The 21,339-nt window shown below is 40.9% G+C and carries 21 protein-coding genes and 2 tRNA genes; 13 read left to right on the forward strand and 10 right to left on the reverse strand.

Annotated elements, in window-relative coordinates:
• The first annotated feature begins 5 nt into the window (after positions 1 to 5).
• The gene (locus tag H8S63_RS00770; protein ID WP_186925678.1) at positions 6 to 392 is read left to right on the forward strand and encodes a hypothetical protein; all 387 of its coding nucleotides are present in this window, start codon (positions 6 to 8) and stop codon (positions 390 to 392) included.
• On the opposite strand, the gene H8S63_RS00775 is transcribed toward H8S63_RS00770, so the two are convergent.
• Positions 343 to 1,110: an RNA methyltransferase gene (locus H8S63_RS00775; RefSeq protein WP_055278711.1), complete on the reverse strand. Its 768-nt coding sequence runs from the start codon at positions 1,108 to 1,110 to the stop codon at positions 343 to 345. The two genes, H8S63_RS00770 and H8S63_RS00775, sit on opposite strands and share 50 nt — an antisense overlap.
• Before the next feature lie 142 nt (positions 1,111 to 1,252).
• Here H8S63_RS00775 and H8S63_RS00780 point away from each other — a divergent pair, with 142 nt between their 5' ends.
• Positions 1,253 to 3,562 carry a BamA/TamA family outer membrane protein gene (locus tag H8S63_RS00780; protein ID WP_186925429.1) on the forward strand — a complete coding sequence of 770 codons (2,310 nt, stop codon included), beginning with the start codon at positions 1,253 to 1,255 and terminating at the stop codon, positions 3,560 to 3,562.
• Here H8S63_RS00780 and H8S63_RS00785 read toward each other — a convergent pair.
• The 3 genes from H8S63_RS00785 to H8S63_RS00795 all read right to left on the reverse strand — a co-directional run bounded on the left by H8S63_RS00785 (position 3,516) and on the right by H8S63_RS00795 (position 5,179).
• Positions 3,516 to 3,968 (reverse strand): hypothetical protein, encoded by a 453-nt coding sequence (locus H8S63_RS00785; protein ID WP_022276327.1) that lies wholly within the window; start codon positions 3,966 to 3,968, stop codon positions 3,516 to 3,518. The genes H8S63_RS00780 and H8S63_RS00785 overlap by 47 nt on opposite strands.
• Before the next feature lie 118 nt (positions 3,969 to 4,086).
• On the reverse strand, positions 4,087 to 4,638 hold the full coding sequence (locus H8S63_RS00790; protein WP_007748383.1) for a DUF3332 domain-containing protein: 552 nt from the start codon (positions 4,636 to 4,638) through the stop codon (positions 4,087 to 4,089).
• A gap of 100 nt (positions 4,639 to 4,738) precedes the next feature.
• Positions 4,739 to 5,179 (reverse strand): DoxX family protein, encoded by a 441-nt coding sequence (locus tag H8S63_RS00795; RefSeq protein ID WP_032839120.1) that lies wholly within the window; start codon positions 5,177 to 5,179, stop codon positions 4,739 to 4,741.
• Positions 5,180 to 5,288: 109 nt separating this feature from the next.
• Between H8S63_RS00795 and H8S63_RS00800 the strand changes: the two genes are divergently transcribed.
• A complete protein-coding gene (locus tag H8S63_RS00800; RefSeq protein WP_022276325.1) occupies positions 5,289 to 5,543 on the forward strand; it encodes a hypothetical protein in 255 nt (84 codons plus the stop codon).
• Between the two features lie 186 nt (positions 5,544 to 5,729).
• Here the strand turns inward: H8S63_RS00800 and H8S63_RS00805 are convergent, their stop codons facing one another.
• Positions 5,730 to 6,149 (reverse strand): BT0820 family HAD-type phosphatase, encoded by a 420-nt coding sequence (locus tag H8S63_RS00805; protein WP_007748374.1) that lies wholly within the window; start codon positions 6,147 to 6,149, stop codon positions 5,730 to 5,732.
• A 96-nt stretch (positions 6,150 to 6,245) separates the two neighbouring features.
• Here H8S63_RS00805 and H8S63_RS00810 point away from each other — a divergent pair, with 96 nt between their 5' ends.
• The 4 genes from H8S63_RS00810 (at position 6,246) to H8S63_RS00825 (ending at position 8,790) form a co-directional block, all read left to right on the forward strand.
• Positions 6,246 to 7,634 (forward strand): peptide MFS transporter, encoded by a 1,389-nt coding sequence (locus tag H8S63_RS00810; RefSeq protein ID WP_186925430.1) that lies wholly within the window; start codon positions 6,246 to 6,248, stop codon positions 7,632 to 7,634.
• Between the two features lie 88 nt (positions 7,635 to 7,722).
• Positions 7,723 to 8,526, forward strand: coding sequence for an MBL fold metallo-hydrolase (locus tag H8S63_RS00815; protein ID WP_007748368.1), 804 nt, complete (start codon positions 7,723 to 7,725; stop codon positions 8,524 to 8,526).
• An 89-nt stretch (positions 8,527 to 8,615) separates the two neighbouring features.
• Positions 8,616 to 8,688: transfer RNA gene (locus H8S63_RS00820), tRNA-Lys, on the forward strand.
• 29 nt (positions 8,689 to 8,717) lie between these two features.
• Positions 8,718 to 8,790 (forward strand) — tRNA-Lys (locus tag H8S63_RS00825).
• Between the two features lie 129 nt (positions 8,791 to 8,919).
• Here H8S63_RS00825 and uxaC read toward each other — a convergent pair.
• Positions 8,920 to 10,326, reverse strand: coding sequence for a glucuronate isomerase (gene uxaC, locus H8S63_RS00830; RefSeq protein ID WP_186925431.1), 1,407 nt, complete (start codon positions 10,324 to 10,326; stop codon positions 8,920 to 8,922).
• 198 nt (positions 10,327 to 10,524) lie between these two features.
• Here uxaC and H8S63_RS00835 point away from each other — a divergent pair, with 198 nt between their 5' ends.
• Both H8S63_RS00835 and H8S63_RS00840 read left to right on the forward strand, forming a co-directional pair.
• On the forward strand, positions 10,525 to 11,592 hold the full coding sequence (locus H8S63_RS00835; protein ID WP_022275287.1) for a substrate-binding domain-containing protein: 1,068 nt from the start codon (positions 10,525 to 10,527) through the stop codon (positions 11,590 to 11,592).
• Between the two features lie 26 nt (positions 11,593 to 11,618).
• A complete protein-coding gene (locus tag H8S63_RS00840) occupies positions 11,619 to 13,058 on the forward strand; it encodes a tagaturonate reductase (RefSeq protein WP_022275288.1) in 1,440 nt (479 codons plus the stop codon).
• 509 nt (positions 13,059 to 13,567) lie between these two features.
• Here the strand turns inward: H8S63_RS00840 and H8S63_RS00845 are convergent.
• Positions 13,568 to 14,095 (reverse strand): FHA domain-containing protein, encoded by a 528-nt coding sequence (locus tag H8S63_RS00845; protein ID WP_007753332.1) that lies wholly within the window; start codon positions 14,093 to 14,095, stop codon positions 13,568 to 13,570.
• Between the two features lie 18 nt (positions 14,096 to 14,113).
• Positions 14,114 to 15,139: an SPOR domain-containing protein gene (locus H8S63_RS00850; RefSeq protein ID WP_007753334.1), complete on the reverse strand. Its 1,026-nt coding sequence runs from the start codon at positions 15,137 to 15,139 to the stop codon at positions 14,114 to 14,116.
• Positions 15,140 to 15,229: 90 nt separating this feature from the next.
• On the opposite strand from H8S63_RS00850, the gene rfbC reads away from it, so the two are divergent.
• Genes rfbC through H8S63_RS00865 form a run of 3 tightly spaced genes read left to right on the forward strand, consistent with a single transcriptional unit; the run spans position 15,230 to position 17,951 of the window.
• Positions 15,230 to 15,778: a dTDP-4-dehydrorhamnose 3,5-epimerase gene (gene rfbC / locus H8S63_RS00855; RefSeq protein WP_007760533.1), complete on the forward strand. Its 549-nt coding sequence runs from the start codon at positions 15,230 to 15,232 to the stop codon at positions 15,776 to 15,778.
• 26 nt (positions 15,779 to 15,804) lie between these two features.
• The gene (locus tag H8S63_RS00860; RefSeq protein ID WP_186925432.1) at positions 15,805 to 17,118 is read left to right on the forward strand and encodes a UDP-glucose/GDP-mannose dehydrogenase family protein; all 1,314 of its coding nucleotides are present in this window, start codon (positions 15,805 to 15,807) and stop codon (positions 17,116 to 17,118) included.
• A gap of 35 nt (positions 17,119 to 17,153) precedes the next feature.
• A complete protein-coding gene (locus H8S63_RS00865; protein WP_186925433.1) occupies positions 17,154 to 17,951 on the forward strand; it encodes a DUF4738 domain-containing protein in 798 nt (265 codons plus the stop codon).
• A gap of 11 nt (positions 17,952 to 17,962) precedes the next feature.
• Here the strand turns inward: H8S63_RS00865 and H8S63_RS00870 are convergent, their stop codons facing one another.
• Positions 17,963 to 19,228 carry a DEAD/DEAH box helicase gene (locus H8S63_RS00870; RefSeq protein ID WP_186925434.1) on the reverse strand — a complete coding sequence of 422 codons (1,266 nt, stop codon included), beginning with the start codon at positions 19,226 to 19,228 and terminating at the stop codon, positions 17,963 to 17,965.
• A gap of 46 nt (positions 19,229 to 19,274) precedes the next feature.
• Positions 19,275 to 20,504 (reverse strand): phosphoserine phosphatase SerB, encoded by a 1,230-nt coding sequence (gene serB / locus H8S63_RS00875; RefSeq protein ID WP_007760509.1) that lies wholly within the window; start codon positions 20,502 to 20,504, stop codon positions 19,275 to 19,277.
• Positions 20,505 to 20,770: 266 nt separating this feature from the next.
• Between serB and H8S63_RS00880 the strand changes: the two genes are divergently transcribed.
• Positions 20,771 to 21,274 (forward strand): thioredoxin-like domain-containing protein, encoded by a 504-nt coding sequence (locus H8S63_RS00880; RefSeq protein ID WP_007753354.1) that lies wholly within the window; start codon positions 20,771 to 20,773, stop codon positions 21,272 to 21,274.
• Positions 21,275 to 21,339 lie beyond the last annotated feature (65 nt).

Genomic DNA, 21,339 nt, shown 5'->3' on the forward strand with positions numbered 1-21,339 from the left:
TTATGATGAAACGTTTTGCTTCTCATTATTTACTGATACCCGGTGTCGGATTCGTAAAGCAACAGGTAGTGGAGATAAGCGACGAAGGAGTTGCTCAAAATATATTTCCACTGAATGAAGAAGTGGAGTCCGTTGAATGGCTGCCGGGACTAATTGTTTTGTTGTCTGTACATCAGATGGAAGAAATAAAAAATACCGGGATGGTTGTTAAAAACATCCCGGTATTTCAACAGAATCTTCCTGTCCTTATAGTTGCGTCTTCTTGTACTTTGAACGACTTTCTTGATACATCCCGGAAGAATGGAGAAATATTGTTTCCTTATTTGTTTTATCCCTTTGATTTTACTTCCATGCGGCCTGTCGACGGAACTCGGCACAGATTACTGCGGTAGCAATGGCTACATTGAGCGACTCGGATGTTTCCTGGCCTTGTGGATAATTGGGAATATACAGTTTTCTATTGATTAACGCTTCCACTTCTTTCCCTATGCCGTTTCCTTCATTTCCCATCACAATCAATCCATTAGCGGCTAATGGTTGTTCATACATATTTTGTCCATCCAAAAAAGTACCGAACACGGGTATCTCTTTGCCTTGTGAACGGATAAAATCCGGAAGAGAAGTGTAATGTACCCTTACTCGGGCAATTCCACCCATAGTGGCTTGTACTGTCTTGGGGTTATAAACGTCTACTGTGTTCTGTGAGCAAATAATGTCTTCAATCCCGAACCAATCGGCCAAACGAATAATCGTTCCCAGATTTCCGGGATCCTGAACATCGTCTAATGCTAGACAAAGGGAGTGACGGGCAATATCCGGAGTTAGCGTATATTGCGGTTGCTCCAAGATTGCAAGTACCTGTTGGGGTGTTTTTAAAAGACTTGCCCGTGAGAGTTCCTCTTGAGAGACTTCTGCTATCTCGCCCGCATATATATTCGGATGACTCTGAAGCCATAATGAGGTTGCGGCTAGAAAACGGCAAGGAAAATATTCGAGTAAATCGCCTACCAGCTTTGGGCCCTCAGCTAGAAATACTCGTTCTTCTTTACGTATTTTCTTTTGTTCCAGCGAGTGTATATACTTTATTTTATTCTTACTAAGTGGTGCCATAGATTTGATATTCTTTTGCAAAGCTATAAAGATATTTCCAATCTGCCTTTACTTTCCTCTCTTTTTCTTAAATTATTTTCCCTATCGGAAAATATAATTTATCTTTGTAATCACTTTTTTTATGCTATCGATTAAGAACCGTATGAGGAGAGATTTTCTTTGTTTGTTTGCTTCTGTCGCTGTCTTGTCATTTGCTTCGTGCACTGCCACCAAGTTTGTGCCGGATGGTTCATATCTGTTGGATGAAGTCAAAATTCGTACGGATGAGAAAAGTATCCGCCCTTCTTCATTGAAAATGTATGTTCGTCAGAATCCTAATGCCAAGTGGTTTAGTCTGATAAAGACCCAACTTTACGTTTACAATCTTTCCGGACGTGATTCTACTAAGTGGGGAAATAAGTTTTTACGGAGAATAGGTGATGCTCCCGTGATATATAATGAGGATGAAGCATTGCGTTCTGAAGAGGAAATCACGAAGGCTGTGCATAATATGGGATATATGGCAGCTACTGTGAAACGTTCGACAAAGATAAAAAAGAAGAAGATAAAATTATACTATGACGTGACTGCGGGAAAGCCGTATGTTGTTCAGTCCATTAAATATAATATATCCGATCCTAAAATAGAAGCGCTTCTCAAGCAGGATTCTGCCAGGAGTCTGTTGAAACAAGGAATGTATTTTGATGTAAATGTATTGGATGCGGACAGGCAACGTATCACGGATAAATTGTTGCAAAACGGTTATTATAAATTTAATAAGGACTATATAGGCTATACTGCCGATACTGTCCGTAATACCTATAAGGTCGATTTGACTCAGTTTTTGCGGTCTTACAAGGCTCATACGAATGATTCGGCACGAGCACATCAACAATATTGGATCAATAAGATTAATTTTATCACTGATTATGATGTCCTGCAATCTTCGGCATTGAGCAGTGTGGAAATCAACGACTCTATTCATTATAAAGGATATCCTATTTTCTATAAAGATAAACTTTATTTGCGTCCCAAAGTGTTGACGGATAACCTTCGTTTTAGTCCCGGAGATTTGTATAATGAACGCGATGTGCAGCAAACATACTCCAGCTTTGGGCGTTTGTCGGCGTTGAAATATACTAATATCCGTTTCTTTGAGACTCAGTTAGGAGATTCGACAATGCTCGATTGCTATGTAATGCTGACAAAAAGCAAGCATAAGTCTGTGTCTTTTGAGGTGGAAGGAACGAATTCCGCCGGAGACTTGGGGGCGGCTGCTTCAGTCGCTTTTCAGAATAGGAATCTATTTCGTGGTTCGGAGACTTTTATGATAAAGTTTCGTGGGGCATACGAGGTGATCTCCGGACTTCAGGCAGGCTATTCGAATAACAACTATACCGAATACGGGGTAGAGACGAGCATTAATTTTCCTAACTTCTTGTTTCCCTTTCTTTCTTCTGACTTTAAACGTAGAATCAGGGCTACCACTGAGTTCGGGTTGCAGTATAATTATCAGTTACGGCCGGAGTTTCTGCGGACGATGGCATCTGCCAACTGGAGTTACAAATGGACACAACGCCAGAAAATTCAACATCGTATCGATTTGATTAATATTGGTTTTCTCTATTTGCCGCGTATTTCAGACAGATTCAGAGAAGATTATATCAATAAAGGGCAAAATCATATATTCCAATATAATTATCAAGACCGCTTGATTGTAAATATGGGATATAGTTACAATTATAATAGTGTAGGTGGGTCTATCGTCAATAATACTATTGCTTCTAATTCATATTCTATCCGCTTTAATTTTGAGTCTGCGGGAAATATATTGTATGCCTTGTCCAAAGTTGCCAATATCCGGAAGAATGATAATGGTGAGTATGCCATTCTAGGAATTCCCTATGCCCAATATCTGAAAGGTGAATTTGATTTCGCAAAGAATATACGGATTGACCACCGTAACTCATTCGCGTTTCACGCCGGTTTGGGAATTGCAGTACCCTATGGGAATGCAAAAACGATTCCGTTTGAGAAACAATATTTTTCCGGAGGGGCTAATAGCGTACGTGGATGGGCCGTGCGTGATTTAGGACCGGGTTCTTTCTCCGGAAATGGAAACCTGTTGGACCAATCGGGAGATATTAAACTGGATGCGAGTATTGAATATCGGAGTAAACTGTTTTGGAAATTTCAAGGAGCCGTATTTGTGGATGCAGGTAATATCTGGACGATCCGTAACTATGCAAATCAGCCCGGGGGTGTTTTTAAGTTCGACAAATTCTATAAGCAAATAGCGGTTGCTTATGGTTTAGGTTTACGGCTTGACCTGGATTTCTTTATTCTTCGTTTTGACGGAGGTATGAAAGCGGTTAATCCTGCTTTTGAAACAAAGAAAGAGCGTTTCCCTATTATTCATCCTAAGTTTAGTCGTGATTTCGCTTTCCATTTTGCCGTGGGATATCCATTCTGATTAGCCATTTATTGCGTTCCCTCATTAGTTCAAGTGTGTCTCGCAGAACACTTATTTGTTGCATTTCCCCACTGATGGGACTTATGATATGCGCATTTTTTATTTCGCAAACGACCGTTGCCCTTTCGGAATTAGCATCTATTTCGCTGGAAACGACAGATATTTTGGCTGCTCCCTGTGCTTTTAATTGTTCTATATGCTTCTGCTGTATATTGGAGGCTAAAAAGCTAAGATAGGATAGGGAAGAAGGAGTGCTCCACTCTTCGGCAACTGGATAATTGAAGTTATAAAAGGCTTCGCAAAAGTCTACGGCTGCTTGCTCTATTTGGTTTTGGGGTGTTTGTTGCTGACAAGATAAGCAGATGAATGAGAATATGGATAGGATGTGTATGTGCAGTTTATTCATAACATTAAATTTATATGATTGGAGATAATATTATAGTGGTAATGAGGATGAAAAAAGGAGATGAAACAAAGTCGAGTTCAGTTCCATCTCCTTTATTATATATTCTTGGGTTGTTATGTTAACGGGCTGCAAACATGAGATTGCTTGTAGTAGCTTGGCGAGCTGCCATCATACCTTGAGCATCCAGAGTTACATTCATTTTCTCACCGTTCGGCAAGAACAAGTCAGCAGTACCGTCATTATTCATTTTTACAAGTTCAGCACTTTCACCGTTTGCAACAACGTTCCATGTATTGGCTTCTTTGTCGTAAATCAGATCCATAGAAGCAGTTTCTCCTTCTTTAGTGATAGAGTAGCCGTTCTCCAGCGTTTTTACCATATAGTTACCGTTTTCTCCTTTAACTTTCTTTACGTCACCTACATTAGCCATAGGATTGGAACCACTCCAGAATTCAATAGAGTTGATTACTAAAGCATCGGCAAGGTAAGCTACACCATAGACCGGTACAATGTTGAAGGCTAAAAATACAAGTTCATTTACAAATTTGTTACCAAGAGACTGATTCCAAGTTGTCAGGCGGTTAAATAAGCCGAATGAACCTACACAGGAACTAAATAATAGGCTGCCGCTGAGTACTGCCGCAACCAAAAACATTTTGTTTCTTTTCATGTCAGAAAGTTTTTAGTTAATAAAAAATATTTATATTTTTTCTTTTGTGTATCTGCAAATATAATACTTTTTTGTTTATTTAGGTTATAATCCCTGTTTTTTATGATTTTAATTTTCGGCGTGCCATTTCATTTCCGATGATATGATCGATGGAGAATTTGCCAGGTCCGGCGATATACATGATTATAAACACAATTAAGTAAATGAAAGCCAACTCTTTGACTGTAAATGCATCATTGGCATGAACGATAAAAAATGCCACTATCATTGTGAAAGCCATCGGAATCATTGCCAAACGATATAAAAAGCCGACGATAAATGCCATTGAGCATACCAATTCGCCGAAAATGGCTAACCCGAGAGAAATGGGGCTGCCTAATCCCAGTGGGTCCGGAAAAACGGCAGATAATTCTTGAAAGTTACTCCATTTTTGTATTCCGTGATTCATCAATAATACTCCGAAGATTATCCGGACTGCTAGTAGCAACAAAGAGGTTTTTGTTGTGTTGGGTTTTGTTGGAAATAAAAAGTTATAAATCATAAGATATTCTATTTTAAGTTTGTTCTTATTTATGATAAACATAAGAAATCTTGATTTTGTTCTCATAATTTTATAATAAACTTTGTATCTTTGTAGAAAAATGTGTGATATGGAACAGCATACTTATGATAATGAGTCCGTTCAGGAATTGCTGGATTGGGCAAAAAAAATGGTTGAGACTAATAATTATCCGACAGAGAGATTTAAGATCAATAAGTGTACAACAATTATTGATGGGAAACATTATTTGGAAACATTAATTGCAATGATTTCCAGAAATTGGGAAAACCCGACTTTTCATCCTACTATAGAGCAATTGTGGGAGTTTAGAGAAAAGTGGGAGAATAGAGAAGCGCATAAATAGAAGTGCACTCTGATCACGCCTGACAAGAGTGCACAACAAACAAAACAAACAAAATTAACATATTATACTCGTATCTTCGGAGATTACGAGAAATAAGGATATGCAAATATACACCGAATAATCTCAATAATTGATTATTTAATCACATTTTTTATGTATATAGTCATTTATTTATCATTTTAAGTGTTAAAAGGGCAACCATCTTTTCTTTTTCTTCAAAGGCTGCTGCTCATTATCATTTTGGCTATATATATCCGCGAATGTTTTTTTCTTCTTTATCATCTCATAAATAAGCCCCCAATCCGGTAAACCGCCTAGATTGCGATCGTCAATGAATAAGTCGGCTTTTAATTTGCGGGAAAAGCCTTGATGGCTTTTTTGTTCTTCAGGATAATCCTTGTTGACCGCATAGAATTCCAGACCTCTGGCTTTACACCATTCGACAGCTTCTTCCAAGAGTGTTCCTTCACGCACACTCCATAATATTAAGCGGTGCTTTTCTTGTTGCAATAACTTCAATGTATCGATGGCGAACGGAATTTCTTCACCAATGCGTGGATAACGATGTTCTACAATCGTTCCGTCAAAATCAACAGCTATAATCATAGTTTTCTAGTACCTAATTTCTGACAAAGATACAGACAGTAAGCTAAAAAAACGTATCTTTGCCCCGAATTAACATTTTAACAAAAATATAAATACATGGACAATTCCCCTCAGCGTGCTGCTAAAGGCTTTACGAGAGCTTTCTGGGTCAGCAACACAGTCGAACTGTTTGAGCGTATGGCATATTATGCCGTTTTTATCGTTCTCACTATTTATCTATCTTCCATTTTAGGTTTTAACGATTTCGAAGCAAGTATGATTTCCGGGCTTTTTTCCGGAGGTTTATATCTGCTTCCTATTTTTTCCGGGGCCTATGCCGACAAAATCGGTTTCCGGAAATCAATGATTATAGCATTCTCCTTATTATCTGCCGGATATTTGGGGCTAGGTGTGTTGCCCACTTTGCTGGAAGCTGCAGGGCTGGTTAGTTATGGCACTGCTACTCAATTTAATGGTTTGCCTGATAGTTATACCCGGTGGATCATTGTTCCGGTTTTATTTGTGCTTATGGTGGGAGGCTCCTTCATTAAGTCTATCATCTCTGCTTCTGTGGCTAAAGAAACAACAGAAGCAACCCGTGCCCGTGGTTATTCCATCTTTTATATGATGGTAAATGTGGGTGCTTTCACCGGTAAAACAATAATCGACCCTTTGCGTAATGTCATTGGTGAGCAAGCATATATCTATATTAATTATTTTTCCGGTACGATGACAGTTATTGCTTTGTTTGCTGTTATTTTCCTTTATAAATCAACACACACGGCAGGCGAAGGAAAAACACTCCGTGAGATTGGGCAAGGATTTATGCGAATCATTACAAACTGGCGTTTGTTGATTCTTATTCTAATTGTTACCGGTTTCTGGATGGTACAGCAGCAACTTTATGCCACTATGCCCAAGTATGTGATTCGTATGGCCGGAGAGACGGCAAGACCGGGTTGGATTGCTAATGTGAATCCGTTTGTGGTGGTTTGTTGCGTTAGTTTTATCACACGTCTGATGGCAAAACGCAGTGCGATTACTTCGATGAATGTGGGGATGTTTCTGATTCCTGTTTCTGCGTTGCTGATGGCGTGCGGGAATTTGCTGGGCAATGATCTTATTGCCGGTATGAGCAATATTACTCTGATGATGATTGCGGGTATAGTGGTGCAGGCACTTGCCGAATGTTTTATTTCACCGCGTTATTTGGAATATTTCTCTTTGCAGGCTCCTAAAGGAGAAGAAGGAATGTATTTAGGGTTCAGCCATTTGCATTCGTTTCTTTCTTCTATTTTCGGTTTTGGTCTGGCGGGAATTCTGCTCACTAAGTATTGTCCGGATCCTGCTTTGTTCGAGACACGGGCAGCGTGGGAGGGAGCTAGCGTAAATGCTCATTATATATGGTATTATTTTGCTGCCATAGGGCTGATTGCAGCTGTGGCATTACTGTTATTTGCAAAAATCACCGAATCCATCGACAAAAAGAAGAAAGCTTCTCGGTAATTCTCTTCTTTTTTACGTATATTTGCCGTCACTTTGCTGTAAAAGTTGACGGCATTTTGCATTTTAATAAAGAAGATAAAGATAAAACATGAAAGTAAAATTTATAAGCCTGGCGAGTGGCAGTAGTGGGAACTGTTATTATCTGGGTACCGAAACTTATGGGATACTGATAGATGCAGGAATTGGTATACGTACAATCAAGAAAGTACTGAAAGATTATAATATCCTGATGGATAGTATTCGTGCGGTATTTATAACCCACGATCATGCTGACCACATTAAAGCAGTGGGTAATCTGGGAGAAAAAATGAATATTCCTGTTTATACAACCGCACGTATTCATGCCGGAATTAATCGTAGTTATTGTATGACAGAGAAACTCAGTTCGTCAGTCCGTTATTTGGAAAAGCAGGAACCCATGATGTTGGAGGATTTTCGTATCGAGTCTTTTGAGGTGCCACATGATGGAACGGACAATGTAGGATATTGCATTGAGATTGACGGCAAAGTCTTTTCTTTCTTGACGGATCTTGGGGAAATTACTCCTACGGCTGCCCGTTATATCAGTAAAGCCCATTATCTGATACTTGAAGCCAACTACGATGAGGAAATGCTTAAGATGGGTCCTTATCCTCAATATCTGAAGGAACGGATTGCGAGTAGGACCGGACACATGAGTAACTCTGATACGGCGGAGTTTTTGGCGGAAAATATCACTGAACATTTGCGATATATTTGGTTGTGTCATTTAAGCAAAGACAATAATCATCCGGAATTGGCTTTCAAAACAGTAGAATGGAAATTAAAGAACAAAGGAGTAATCGTCGGCAAAGATGTGCAACTGCTTGCTTTAAAGCGAAATACACCTTCCGAGCTCTATGTGTTCGAATAAAAGCGGAAAAAAGATAGTAAAAAAGCTGCATTATTGTTTGGTCAAATAAAATAAAAGACCTACTTTTGCAACCGCAAACGAGGAAATAAGCACTCTTAGCTCAGTTGGTAGAGCAACTGACTCTTAATCAGTGGGTCCAGGGTTCGAATCCCTGAGGGTGTACAAATTCCGAGTTGCAATGAAAAAAAATTGCACTCTTAGCTCAGTTGGTAGAGCAACTGACTCTTAATCAGTGGGTCCAGGGTTCGAATCCCTGAGGGTGTACAAGGAAAAAGGAGGTTTTTGCCTCCTTATTTTGTTGGTTTACAGCAGATTAATTGAATAGATGTTATAAAAATGCCGTTGTCTGATTGTTGGATTCAGGCAACGGCATTTATAACTTTGATATACTACTTAGAACTTGAAGAAGTTTTTAGCGTTGTTATAGCTGATGTCTTCAATCATTTGATTTACACGTTCCATTTCGGATGCTGGGATTTCTCCGTTCTCTACGTCACGTCCTACCAGATTACACAATGTACGGCGGAAATATTCGTGACGCGGGTAGGATAGGAATGAACGGGAGTCAGTCAACATACCTACAAAGCGGCTCAAAAGACCGAGTACCGACAAGGCATTCATTTGTTTTTCCATACCATCTTTCTGATCCAAGAACCACCATCCAGAACCAAACTGGATTTTTCCTGCAACAGATCCATCCTGGAAGTTACCCAGCATAGTTGCAATCACCTCGTTTGCACATGGATTCAGGTTGTAGAGGATTGTCTTCGTCAATTTACCGTTTGTGTTCAAGCGGTCGAGGAATTTAGCCATTGCTTTTGCTGTTGTAAATTCACCGATAGAGTCGAAACCTGTGTCGGGACCTAACAATTTAAACATCTTGGTGTTGTTGTTGCGGATTGCGCCGTAATGGAACTGTTGAGTCCATCCCTTTTCCCAATCCATTTCTCCGAAGATTACGAGCATCGCCGATTTGAACTTCAGAATTTCTTCCTTCGTCAGTTCAGTACCGCCATATACCTTATTAAATATAGCTTTGATTTCCGCATCGGTATAATCTTCTGCGTAGAATTCTTCGATACCGTGATCGGACAGGCGACATCCTTGTGCTGCGAAGAAATCGTGACGTTTGCGCAAAGCGGCAATCATATCGTCAAAACTGGAAATGTTGGTGTCGCTTACTTCTGCCAATTTTTCTACATAAGCGCGGAAATCTGCCGGAACTTCTACTGCCATAGCTTTGTCCGGACGCCAAGTCGGCAACATTTTGATTTCAAATCCGCTTTCGCATGTCTTGATGTGATATTCCAACGAGTCTATCGGATCGTCGGTAGTACATACGGTTTCTACGTGGTAGCGACGCATCATTCCGCGAGCGGAATATTCTGGTTGAGCTAATTTCTCGTTACATTCATCGTATATCTCACGTGCGGTTTTCGGATTCAATATCTTATCGATGCCGAAAGCTGTTTTCAGTTCCAGATGAGTCCAATGGTATAACGGATTGCGGAAAGTATAGGGTACGGTTTCTGCCCATTTCTCAAATTTTTCCCAGTCTGTGGTGTCCTTTCCTGTGCAGAAACGTTCGTCTACACCGTTTGTACGCATAGCGCGCCATTTGTAATGGTCGCCTCCCAACCAAATTTCAGTCAGTGATTTAAACTTGTAGTCATCGGCTACCATTTGTGGAATTAAATGACAGTGATAGTCGATAATCGGCATTTTAGCCGCATGCTCGTGATACAACTTCTGTGCAGTTTCTGTTTGCAGTAAGAAGTTCTCGTCCATGAAATTCTTCATTATTACTGTGTTTTAAGTATATAAAATTATTACTTTCTGTATTTATACCTATATAGTATTGATTTTAAAGCTACTAGGTGTAAATCTTGTTTTAGTTTTATTAACCGTTATCGAACACAAAAATAGAAATTTTACTTGGAGTAACAAAATAATTCGTATATTTGCAGCGATTATTTATAATATTTAAGTTTTAGCACTATGGAGGACCAGAACTATACGATTAAAGACATAGCCCGTATGGCAGGCGTTTCTGCCGGAACGGTGGACAGGGTATTGCACAATCGCGGTGACGTATCTCCTAAGAGCAAAGCTAAGGTTCAGAAGGTGCTGGATGAAATTCATTATCAGCCCAATGTTTTTGCTATCGGACTGGCTGCTAAAAAGAAATATTCTTTCGTTTGCTTAATTCCTTATTATATAGAGCACGATTATTGGCATTCCGTAGTGGGTGGCATTGAGCGTGCCCGGCAAGAGTTGCGTCCTTTCAATGTGAGCGTGGATTATCTGTGTTACCATCACGGAGATGAAGCCAGCTATCAGGAAGCCTGTCGTTCTATCAAGGAAAGCAATGTGGATGCGGTGTTGATTGCTCCCAATTTCCGGGAAGAAACCTTATCATTGACGGGCTATCTGCGAGAGAATGGGATAGCGTATGCTTTCGTCGATTTCAATATGGAAGAAATGAATGCATTAACCTATATCGGACAAGATTCGTATAAGAGCGGATACATTGCGGCTAAGATATTGATGCGTAATTATTCGGTGGGAGAAGGACAGGAACTGGTACTGTTTTTAAGTAATAACAAGGATAACCCTGCTGAAATACAGATGCAGCGCCGTCTGGAAGGTTTTATGCAGTATATCACTGAGGAATACGATAGTCTGGTGATTCATGAAGTAGTATTGAATAAGTCCAATCAAGAAAATAACTGTCGGACGCTGGACCGGTTCTTTGAGACGTACCCGAAGGCTGTACTCGGAGTTGTGTTCAATTCCAGAGTATATCAGTTGGGAGAATATCTCCGTCATGCAGGGCGTAGCATGAAAGGATTGATAGGATATGACCTCCTGAAAGCAAATGTAGAGTTGCTGAAATCGGGGAATGTACATTATTTGATCGGACAGCGGCCGGGATTGCAAGGTTATTGCGGTGTGAAAGCTTTGTGTGATCATGTCGTGTTCAAGAAAAATATCGATCCTGTGAAATATATGCCTATTGATATCCTGATTAAAGAAAACATCGATTTTTATTTTGAATTAGTATAATATCAACTTTATAAATTACAACTAACATGAAAGTATTAAACAAAGAAACTGCTCCTAAGGCACACCGTCCGGAGCGTATTATTCAATTTGGTGAAGGTAACTTTTTACGTGCTTTTGTAGATTGGATTATCTATAACATGAACCAGAAAACAGATTTCGACAGTAGTGTTGTAGTGGTTCAGCCCATTGACAAAGGTATGGTCGATATGCTGAATACGCAGGACGATCTTTATCATGTCAATCTTCAAGGATTGGATAAAGGAGAAGTGGTTAACAGCTTGACAATGATTGATGTAATCAGCCGTGCATTGAACCCTTATACTCAAAATGACGAATTCATGAAACTGGCGGAACAACCGGAAATGCGTTTCGTTATTTCAAATACTACAGAAGCCGGTATTGCCTTTGATCCGACTTGCAAACTAGAGGATGCTCCCGCTTCTTCTTATCCGGGTAAACTGACTCAGTTGTTATATCATCGTTTTAAGACATTCAATGGCGACAAGACAAAAGGCCTGATTATCTTCCCTTGCGAACTTATTTTCTTGAATGGTCACAAACTGAAAGAAACGATCTATCAATACATTGAGTTGTGGAATTTGGGCGAAGAATTTAAGACTTGGTTTGAAGAAGCCTGTGGTGTATATGCTACGTTGGTAGACCGTATAGTTCCGGGATTCCCCCGCAAGGATATTGCAGCTATCAAAGAAAAACTGCAATATGACGATAACTTGGTGGTCCAGGCTGAAATCTTCCATTTGTGGGTTATTGAGGCTCCGCAGGAGATTGCCAAAGAATTCCCGGCCGACAAGGCAGGCTTGAACGTATTGTTTGTACCGTCGGAAGCTCCATACCATGAACGTAAGGTTACTTTGCTGAATGGGCCGCATACCGTTCTTTCTCCGGTTGCTTATTTGTCCGGTGTGAATATTGTTCGTGACGCTTGCCAGCATGAAGTAATTGGAAAATATGTCCATAAGGTGATGTTTGACGAGTTGATGGAAACTTTGAACCTGCCGAAAGATGAATTGGAGAAATTTGCAAATGATGTTTTGGAGCGTTTCAATAATCCGTTTGTAGACCATGCGGTAACAAGCATTATGCTGAATTCTTTCCCGAAATATGAGACTCGTGATCTGCCGGGATTGAAAACTTATCTGGAACGTAAAGGTGAGCTTCCGAAAGGACTTGTACTTGGTTTGGCAGCTATCATTACTTATTATAAGGGTGGCGTACGTGCGGATGGCGCTGAGATTGTGCCGAACGACGCTCCTGAAATCATGAATCTGCTGAAAGAACTGTGGGCTACTGGTTGCACAAAGAAAGTAGCCGAAGGTGTTCTGGGCGCAGAATTTATCTGGGGTGAAGATTTGAATAAAATTCCGGGATTGACGGAAGCTGTAAAAGCTGATTTGGATTCTATTCAAGAAAAGGGAATGCTTGAAACTGTGAAGGGTATTCTTTGATTTAGATATCGGAGATAGGCCGAATAGTTGAATTTAACTGAGTTTGGTTTTTCATTCAAGAGGGTGTCTTGATAATCTTATGGCTATTGGGATACCCTTTGCTTTTTGCCTGTTTATTTGTGTAAATATTTAAGCAGCCTTGCTGTCATGAATATTGGCTACTGTAACCATCACTGCAATAAGGAAGCCATTCTTGTCTACAACAATATGGGTTTGACGCCTTTCACTTTTTTATTGCCGTCAACTCCGCTCTACCCGGTACTATTTTGGAAAAACATCTGTGCACCTGTATCCTTATATCTGATTATCTTATGACCATAAACATATAAAATGAAAACTCATGGATGGTATTGAACTAAAAGTGGCTGATGAAAAGCAAGAGCTATAATAGAATCGTCAAAATTTATGTATATCCCCACTAAAAATCTACTGACCCTTTATTTATCAAAGCGGCACGGCAATTGTTTTTACCGGACGATGCAAAAATATGTACCAAAATGAATATAAATTTATTCGGCAGTGTGCAAGATAAAGGTAGTAGCTCCAATAGTCACGATAGCACCATCTTCGATACGGATACGGTCTTTATCTCCCAAGATTTCATTCATAAGGAATGTGCCCGTAAGACTGGGGGCATCTCGAAGTGTATAGATTAGTTTTCCTTGCTTATTGCGCTTGATATTGATAATGCAGTGGCGGCGGTCCATGCTCATGTCTCCGCTTTCAATGGGAGTATTGATGACTGTTCCTACACAACGCCGTCCTATCACGTTGTCACCCTCTTGTAGTGGAAGTACTTGTTTGAATCCGAATATATTCTCAATTACTGTGATATATCCGAATTCTTCTTTATGGGATTCTGCCTCTTCTTCCAGATTCTCTTCTTTCCGGAGAGCTTTGACTTTACTTTTTCCAAGCCGGATACTGAATTGCTTGCCGCAATGCTCGCATACAAATACAAGTGACTGACCTTCACTATACTTGGTTTCATCAAAATAAAGGTAATTCTCACATTTGGGACAAAGAACTCGTTTCATGCTTTTTAAAAGGGATTTTTATTTTGCCAGTAACCAGGCATTCTTGTAAGTTTCGTTTTTTCTAAGCTCCAACAACTGTTTCGTCGCTTCTTCACGGTTGCTGAATGAGCGGATACTGACACGTACTTTACCATCGGTATTCAGCGCTTTTGCTTCCGCAAATCCTTTGGCATTTAACCGGTTTGCCATAGCTTCCGCATCTTTAAGGCTGATACCTCCCGCTACTATAATATGGTAAGGGTGATTCGTATTAGCTTGTGGCTTTACCGATGGCGCAGGAACTGTTTGCGGTTTCGCCACTTTAACTTCTTTCACAGCAATGGGCTTTGATGTTTTAGCTTTCTTGGCTCTCTGTGGTTTCACATCGTTCTTTACCGGAACAGGAGTCATTGCAACCGACTGTTCTTCTATTTGTTCAAAAAGCTCGTTAGGTAACAACTGTGCGTAATTGTTCTTCTGAACGTAGGTATTCTCTACCGGAGTGGAAAAAGCGAAGAACAACACAATGGCGGCAATCATAGCTGCTGCATTGCGGAGGAATGTACGGTTGATACTGATTTCATAAGTTTTCTTTTCTTTCTCCGGATTGAGTGGTATTAACACTCTTTCCTTTTGTGGCAAGGCGGCAAGCTCGTGCATCTCAAAAGAATCCAATCCGTATAAAGAAGGAGTGGTTAGCTTATAATCGTACGGAATGAACTCGTAATTGCCATAAATATTATAATGGATTTCACCGATATTCTCCAGATGGGCTTTGCCTTCTTCATGAAGAAGGGAGATGAATTCGTTTACCTCTTTTTCTACTATGCGGCTGGCGTCAGCGAAACTAGTGTCGTAAACGGCCATATATGATTGCACCAACACTCCGTCATTCAGTTTCAGTTGCGGATTGAATCCTATCGTACGGGTAGGAGGTAAGAAAAGACTTTCTTCTTTTACATGAGTTGCAGGTGCGTAATGTGCAACGAATCCACCAAATCCCGGAACGATGACGCAGTCGTTTTCCAGCAATAAAACCTCTATATGTTGTGCTAATTCAATCATGTGTGCAAAATTAAGAGATAAATTGAATATATCCCAGAAAACTACGAAAAAATCACTACTTTTGCATCGTTTTATTTATAACCATCGACAATGAACTATATACAGACAGAAATAGACGGAGTATGGCTGATAGAGCCTAAAGTTTTCTCCGACGAACGTGGCTACTTTATGGAAGCTTTTAAGAAAGAGGAGTTTGAGGCTAATATCGGTCCTGTTGATTTTGTACAGGATAATGAATCCAAATCTTCCTTTGGGGTATTACGCGGATTGCATTATCAGAAAGGCGAACATAGCCAGGCTAAACTGGTTCGTGTTATCAAAGGAGAAGTGTTGGATGTTGCTGTGGATTTGCGCAAATCATCGCCTACGTTCGGAAAGCATGTGTGTGTTTTGTTGAGCGAAGAGAATAAGAGACAGTTTTTCATTCCACGTGGTTTTGCGCATGGATTTGCCGTATTGAGCGACGAAGCCATTTTCACATACAAGGTAGATAATAAGTATGCTCCGCAAAGTGAGGCTTCCATTATATATAATGATGCTACATTGGGTATAGACTGGCCGCTTGCCGAGTCGCAGATGTTGCTATCTCCTAAAGACAAGGAGGGAACGGCTTTCAAAGATGCGGTGTATTTTGAATAACTTCTGAATAGACAATAAATAAAGATATGAAAATAGCAATTGTAGGAACCGGATATGTAGGTCTGGTGACAGGTACATGCTTTGCTGAAATTGGCGTGGATGTGACTTGCGTAGATACTAACAGTGAGAAAATCGAATCTTTGAAAAAGGGTATCATTCCTATTTATGAAAATGGATTGGAAGAGATGGTACTTCGCAATATGAAAGCGAAACGATTGAAGTTTACTACCTCACTGGAGAGTTGCCTCGATGATGTGGAAGTAGTATTCAGTGCTGTCGGTACGCCTCCGGATGAGGACGGCAGCGCCGATCTGAAATATGTGTTGGAGGTAGCCCGGACTATCGGTCGCAATATGAAACAATATAAATTGGTTGTTACCAAGAGTACGGTTCCGGTGGGTACTGCCGGCAAGGTTCGTGCGGTTATTCAAGAGGAGTTGGATAAGAGAGGGGTGAATATCCATTTTGATGTGGCTTCAAATCCGGAATTTCTAAAGGAAGGAAATGCGATCAGCGACTTTATGAGTCCGGACCGTGTAGTAGTGGGAGTGGAGTCGGAACGTGCGCAGAAACTGATGTCGAAGCTGTATAAACCGTTCTTGCTAAATAACTTCCGCGTTATCTTTATGGATATCCCGTCAGCGGAGATGACTAAATATGCGGCAAATTCAATGTTGGCAACCCGCATCAGTTTTATGAATGACATAGCAAACTTGTGCGAGATTGTGGGTGCCGACGTGAATATGGTACGTAGCGGAATCGGTTCGGATACGCGCATCGGACGTAAATTCTTGTATCCGGGAATCGGCTATGGTGGTTCTTGTTTCCCGAAAGATGTGAAAGCCCTTATCAAAACGGCAGAACAGAATGGATATAAAATGCGGGTGCTCAGTGCTGTGGAAGAGGTAAACGAGCAACAGAAAAGTGTTCTGTTTGAAAAGTTGGTGAAGCATTTTAATGGTGACCTGAAAGGAAAAACGGTTGCTTTGTGGGGGCTGGCTTTCAAACCGGAGACTGATGATATGCGTGAAGCTCCGGCTTTGATCCTGATTGATAAGCTGTTGAAGGCTGGCTGTCAGGTACGTGCGTACGATTCTGCTGCCATGCAGGAGTGCAAGCGTAGGATCGGAGATACAATCTATTATGCTTGCGATATGTATGATGCGGTGCTTGATGCGGATGCGCTGATGTTGGTTACCGAATGGAAGGAATTCCGTCTGCCCTCATGGGCTGTCATAAAGAAAACGATGGCACAGCAGGTTGTATTGGACGGACGTAACATTTACGATAAGAAAGAGATGGAAGAACTCGGATTCGTTTACTATTGCATTGGTAAATGAAAAAATAAGAGTATCTTTATGCAAAACTGGAACAAATGATGAAATATGTAGTGCTATCGTTGATGGTGATTTTTTCTGCGTCATGTGGCGGCAATAAAAATCCAAATTTTCTTGAACTGGAGGAAGAGGATATAGCTGCTAAGGAACTGTTGCAGGGAATTTGGCTGGACGATGAAACGGAGAGTCCGTTGATGCGGGTAGAGGGGGATACGATCTATTATGCAGATAGCCAAAGTGCTCCGATTACATTTAAGGTTATGCGGGATACGCTTTACACGTATGGAAATGATACGGCTTACTACAAGATAGATAAGCAGGCGGAACATATATTCTGGTTTCATTCCATTACGGACAACATAATCAAACTGCATAAATCTGAGGATCCGAATGATTCGTTGTCATTTGTTCGTCGTGAAGTGGTTATACCGACTTATACGGAAGTGACAAAACGGGATAGTGTGGTGACATACAATGGCACTCGCTATCGCGCTTATGTATATATTAATCCTACCAAAATTAGAGTTGTCAAGACGACTTATTCCGAAGACGGGATTAGCATGGACAATGTGTATTACGACAATGTGATGCACATTTGTGTGTACGAAGGCAAGAAAAGTTTGTTTGCCAGTGATGTGACCAAGCAGATGTTTGCTCAGGTTGTTCCTGCTGATTTCCTGTCGCAGGCTATTCTATCTGATACGAAGTTTGTAAAAGTAGACCGGAATGGTTTTCATTATCAAGCAGTTTTAGCCATTCCGGAAAGTTCTGTATATAGCATTGCGGAGATAGAAGTGGGTTTCGATGGTAAACTGACTATCACTTCCACTAAATAAAAAATGCTGTTCTAATTTTGTTGTCTGGGAGAGGGGCGGTTCTTACTTTTGTTGTTATTGCCGTTTTTCCCCCGAAAATTTCTTCCTTTAGGGTTGCTGCCGTACTTGCTTTTGCTGAAAGAGCGTGGCTTGTATTCCGGAGCTTCCCCTAATTCTGCCGGGATGGGAATTTTATAAATATCTTTTTCCAGGAAATTCTCAATGCTCTTGAAATTACTCTGCTCTTTTTCGCTGACAAATGTAAGCGCTACTCCATCGTTATTGGCACGTGCCGTACGCCCGATGCGGTGCACATAATCTTCACTGTCGTGAGGGACGTCGAAGTTGATAACCAGACGAATATCATCAATGTCAATGCCGCGTGCCACAATATCTGTCGCTACCAGTATATTAACTCGCCCGGCTTTAAATTCGTGCATTACTGTTTCCCGTTGGGCCTGCTCAAGATCCGAGTGCATTTCTCCTACATTCAATTTCATCGCCATCAAAGCCTTAGCGACTTCTTTAACTTTGATTTTTGAAGATGCGAAGATGATGACACGTTCGGGAACCTCGTCGGCGAAAAGGCTACGTATAATTCCCAATTTTTGGTTTTCGTAGCAAACGTAAGCAGCCTGGATAATCTTTTCGGCCGGTTTTGAGACAGCCAGTTTTATTTCTGACGGATTATTCAGGATTGTATTTGCCAATTGCTGTATTTTGGCAGGCATAGTTGCAGAGAACATGACAGTCTGCCGTTCTTTAGGCAGGTATTTCACTATTTGCATGATGTCGTCATAGAATCCCATGTCGAGCATTCGGTCTGCTTCGTCCAAAATGAAATAAGAAACTTTGGAGAGGTCTACATATCCGAGACTCAGATGGGCGATCAGACGTCCCGGAGTCGCAATAACAACATCAGCTCCTAATGTAAGTCCTTTTTTCTGTTGTTCGAACAGAATGCCGTCATTACCGCCATATACAGCGACGCTTGATACCGGCATAAAATAGGAGAATCCTTCCATCTGTTGGTCGATCTGCTGAGCCAGTTCCCGGGTAGGGGACATGATAATGCAGTTGATCGCATCTTCCGGATGGTTTCCTTCGGATAGTTTATTTAATACAGGGAGCAGAAAAGCTGCGGTTTTACCCGTACCTGTCTGCGCTACTGCTATCAGATCTTTACCTTCAAGTATAATTGGAATTGCTTGTTCCTGAATAGGTGTGCATTCGTCAAATCGCATGGCGTCAAGCGCCTCAAGCACATTCGCGTTTAATTGTAGTTCGGAAAACTTCATTCTGTTATTTTATTTGTCCGCAAAGATAATTTATTTTTCGGTCTAATTACATATTCAAATAAGAATCTTTGAATCCAAGAAAATAGAGCACCCCATCAAGTCCGATGGTATTGATAGACTGTTTGGCATTTGCTACTACTTTGGGTTTGGCATGGAATGCTATTCCCAATCCGGCAATTCCCAGCATGGGGAGGTCATTGGCTCCGTCACCTACAGCAATGGTTTGCGCAATATCTACTTTTTCTACTTGGGCAATTAAACGGAGTAGTTCGGCTTTGCGCTTTCCGTCTACCACATCTCCCAAATAACGTCCGGTGAGCTTTCCATCAATAATTTCCAGCTCATTCGCATATACATAGTCTATACCATACTTCTTTTGCAGGTGTTGGCCGAAATAGGTGAAACCTCCCGACAGAATTGCTATTTTGTAGCCATACTTTTTCAATACATACATTAGTCTGTCTACTCCTTCTGTGATAGGCAAGTTTTCTGCAATCTCCTGCATGACGGATTCATCGAGTCCTTTCAATAGGGCTACGCGGCGGGTAAAGCTTTCGGTAAAGTCTATTTCGCCACGCATGGCGCTTTCCGTAATGGCCTTTACCTCATCGCCTACGCCGGCGCGGATGGCGAGCTCATCAATAACTTCGGTTTCAATAAGTGTGGAATCCATATCAAAGCAGATCAGACGGCGCATACGTCGATACATATTATCCAACTGAAAAGAAAAGTCCATCTCCAGTTCGCTGGCTAACTTCATCAGGCTTTCTTGCATGGCGATGCGGTCTTTGGGAGTACCTCTCACTGAGAATTCTATGCAAGCGCGTGTGCGTGCATCCGTATCGCATTCATCCAAAGGGATTCTACCCGTCAGGCGCTTGATTGCATCGATATTCATTCCTTGCTCTGCCAATACGCTGGTGGCTGCCGATATTTGACGCGCAGACAGTTTACGGCCAAGCACCGTCAAGATATAACGGTTCTTGCCTTGCATACCTACCCAATTGTCGTATTGCTCGGTTGTAATTGGTTCGAACCGGATGGTTACTCCCAAAGAGGAAGCTTTGAATAATAATTCCTTCATGATAAATCCGGAATGTCTTTCTTCACTCTTGAAAAGAATACCTAGTGATAGTGTATTATGAATATCCGCCTGCCCGATATCGAGGATAGTAGCATCGTATTTAGCTAATATTTCGGTCACGGATGAGGTAAGCCCCGGACGATCTTCGCCGGTAACTCGAATCAGAATCAATTCAGTACTTGATGGTTGCATAAGAAATAGACTTTTATCCTGCAAAAGTAGAGAAAAAAGTTCGTTTTTATGCTAAATAACATAAAAAGTTATACATGAAAAGTGAGATTTTTGCTTATTCTTTTGGAAGTTAATTTGATAATTACTTACCTTTGCACCCGGTTTCAAAAATAAAGGCTCTGATAATCAGCGGATTCCTCTTCGCCTGATGCCTGAAAAGACAACGTTTCGGGAAGAAACCACTGTTTAAGGACAGTCCCGGATAGTATTAACTAAAACCGAGTTACATGAAGTATGTAAAGTGGATTTTTGTTGTATTACTAATTTGTTCCTTGACCGCTTTCGTTGAGAAAGACAAACCTACCGGAGGTTTGAGTGAGGGTGATGTAGCCCCAGATTTTAAAATCGAATCTACATCGGAAGAGCAACCTGCCTTTAAGTTGGGAAATTTGAAAGGAAAGTATGTGTTGCTAAGTTTTTGGGCAAGTTATGACGCGCAATCCCGGATGCAAAACGTAAGTTTAAGCAATGCGCTTCGTTCTTCTCATAATGTGGAAATGGTTTCTATTTCGTTTGACGAATATCAGTCGATTTTTAAGGAAACCGTTCGTCAGGACCAAATAGTTACGCCCACTTGTTTCGTGGAAACAGAAGGCGAGGACTCCGGATTATTTAAGAAATACCGTTTGAACCGGGGGTTCACTAACTATTTATTGGATGGAAATGGTGTAATTATAGCCAAAAACATCTCTGCTGCAGATCTTTCTGCTTATGTAAAGGAGATTGGTTGACAATGTAGAATAGACAAAAGAGGAAATGGATACAACAAAAAAGTTCCGCCTATACTTGCTGTTTG

It is taken from the genome of Bacteroides sp. NSJ-39, from assembly GCF_014287315.1.
Taxonomy (GTDB): Bacteria; Bacteroidota; Bacteroidia; order Bacteroidales; family Bacteroidaceae; genus Bacteroides; species Bacteroides finegoldii.

Coding starts and splice junctions, on each gene's coding strand:
- H8S63_RS00770 (WP_186925678.1), top strand. CDS start 6: ATGAAACGTTTTGCTTCTCATTATTTACTGATACCCGGTGTCGGATTC.
- H8S63_RS00775 (WP_055278711.1), bottom strand. CDS start 1,110: ATGGCACCACTTAGTAAGAATAAAATAAAGTATATACACTCGCTGGAA.
- H8S63_RS00780 (WP_186925429.1), top strand. CDS start 1,253: ATGAGGAGAGATTTTCTTTGTTTGTTTGCTTCTGTCGCTGTCTTGTCA.
- H8S63_RS00785 (WP_022276327.1), bottom strand. CDS start 3,968: ATGAATAAACTGCACATACACATCCTATCCATATTCTCATTCATCTGC.
- H8S63_RS00790 (WP_007748383.1), bottom strand. CDS start 4,638: ATGAAAAGAAACAAAATGTTTTTGGTTGCGGCAGTACTCAGCGGCAGC.
- H8S63_RS00795 (WP_032839120.1), bottom strand. CDS start 5,179: ATGATTTATAACTTTTTATTTCCAACAAAACCCAACACAACAAAAACC.
- H8S63_RS00800 (WP_022276325.1), top strand. CDS start 5,289: ATGGAACAGCATACTTATGATAATGAGTCCGTTCAGGAATTGCTGGAT.
- H8S63_RS00805 (WP_007748374.1), bottom strand. CDS start 6,149: ATGATTATAGCTGTTGATTTTGACGGAACGATTGTAGAACATCGTTAT.
- H8S63_RS00810 (WP_186925430.1), top strand. CDS start 6,246: ATGGACAATTCCCCTCAGCGTGCTGCTAAAGGCTTTACGAGAGCTTTC.
- H8S63_RS00815 (WP_007748368.1), top strand. CDS start 7,723: ATGAAAGTAAAATTTATAAGCCTGGCGAGTGGCAGTAGTGGGAACTGT.
- uxaC (WP_186925431.1), bottom strand. CDS start 10,326: ATGAAGAATTTCATGGACGAGAACTTCTTACTGCAAACAGAAACTGCA.
- H8S63_RS00835 (WP_022275287.1), top strand. CDS start 10,525: ATGGAGGACCAGAACTATACGATTAAAGACATAGCCCGTATGGCAGGC.
- H8S63_RS00840 (WP_022275288.1), top strand. CDS start 11,619: ATGAAAGTATTAAACAAAGAAACTGCTCCTAAGGCACACCGTCCGGAG.
- H8S63_RS00845 (WP_007753332.1), bottom strand. CDS start 14,095: ATGAAACGAGTTCTTTGTCCCAAATGTGAGAATTACCTTTATTTTGAT.
- H8S63_RS00850 (WP_007753334.1), bottom strand. CDS start 15,139: ATGATTGAATTAGCACAACATATAGAGGTTTTATTGCTGGAAAACGAC.
- rfbC (WP_007760533.1), top strand. CDS start 15,230: ATGAACTATATACAGACAGAAATAGACGGAGTATGGCTGATAGAGCCT.
- H8S63_RS00860 (WP_186925432.1), top strand. CDS start 15,805: ATGAAAATAGCAATTGTAGGAACCGGATATGTAGGTCTGGTGACAGGT.
- H8S63_RS00865 (WP_186925433.1), top strand. CDS start 17,154: ATGATGAAATATGTAGTGCTATCGTTGATGGTGATTTTTTCTGCGTCA.
- H8S63_RS00870 (WP_186925434.1), bottom strand. CDS start 19,228: ATGAAGTTTTCCGAACTACAATTAAACGCGAATGTGCTTGAGGCGCTT.
- serB (WP_007760509.1), bottom strand. CDS start 20,504: ATGCAACCATCAAGTACTGAATTGATTCTGATTCGAGTTACCGGCGAA.
- H8S63_RS00880 (WP_007753354.1), top strand. CDS start 20,771: ATGAAGTATGTAAAGTGGATTTTTGTTGTATTACTAATTTGTTCCTTG.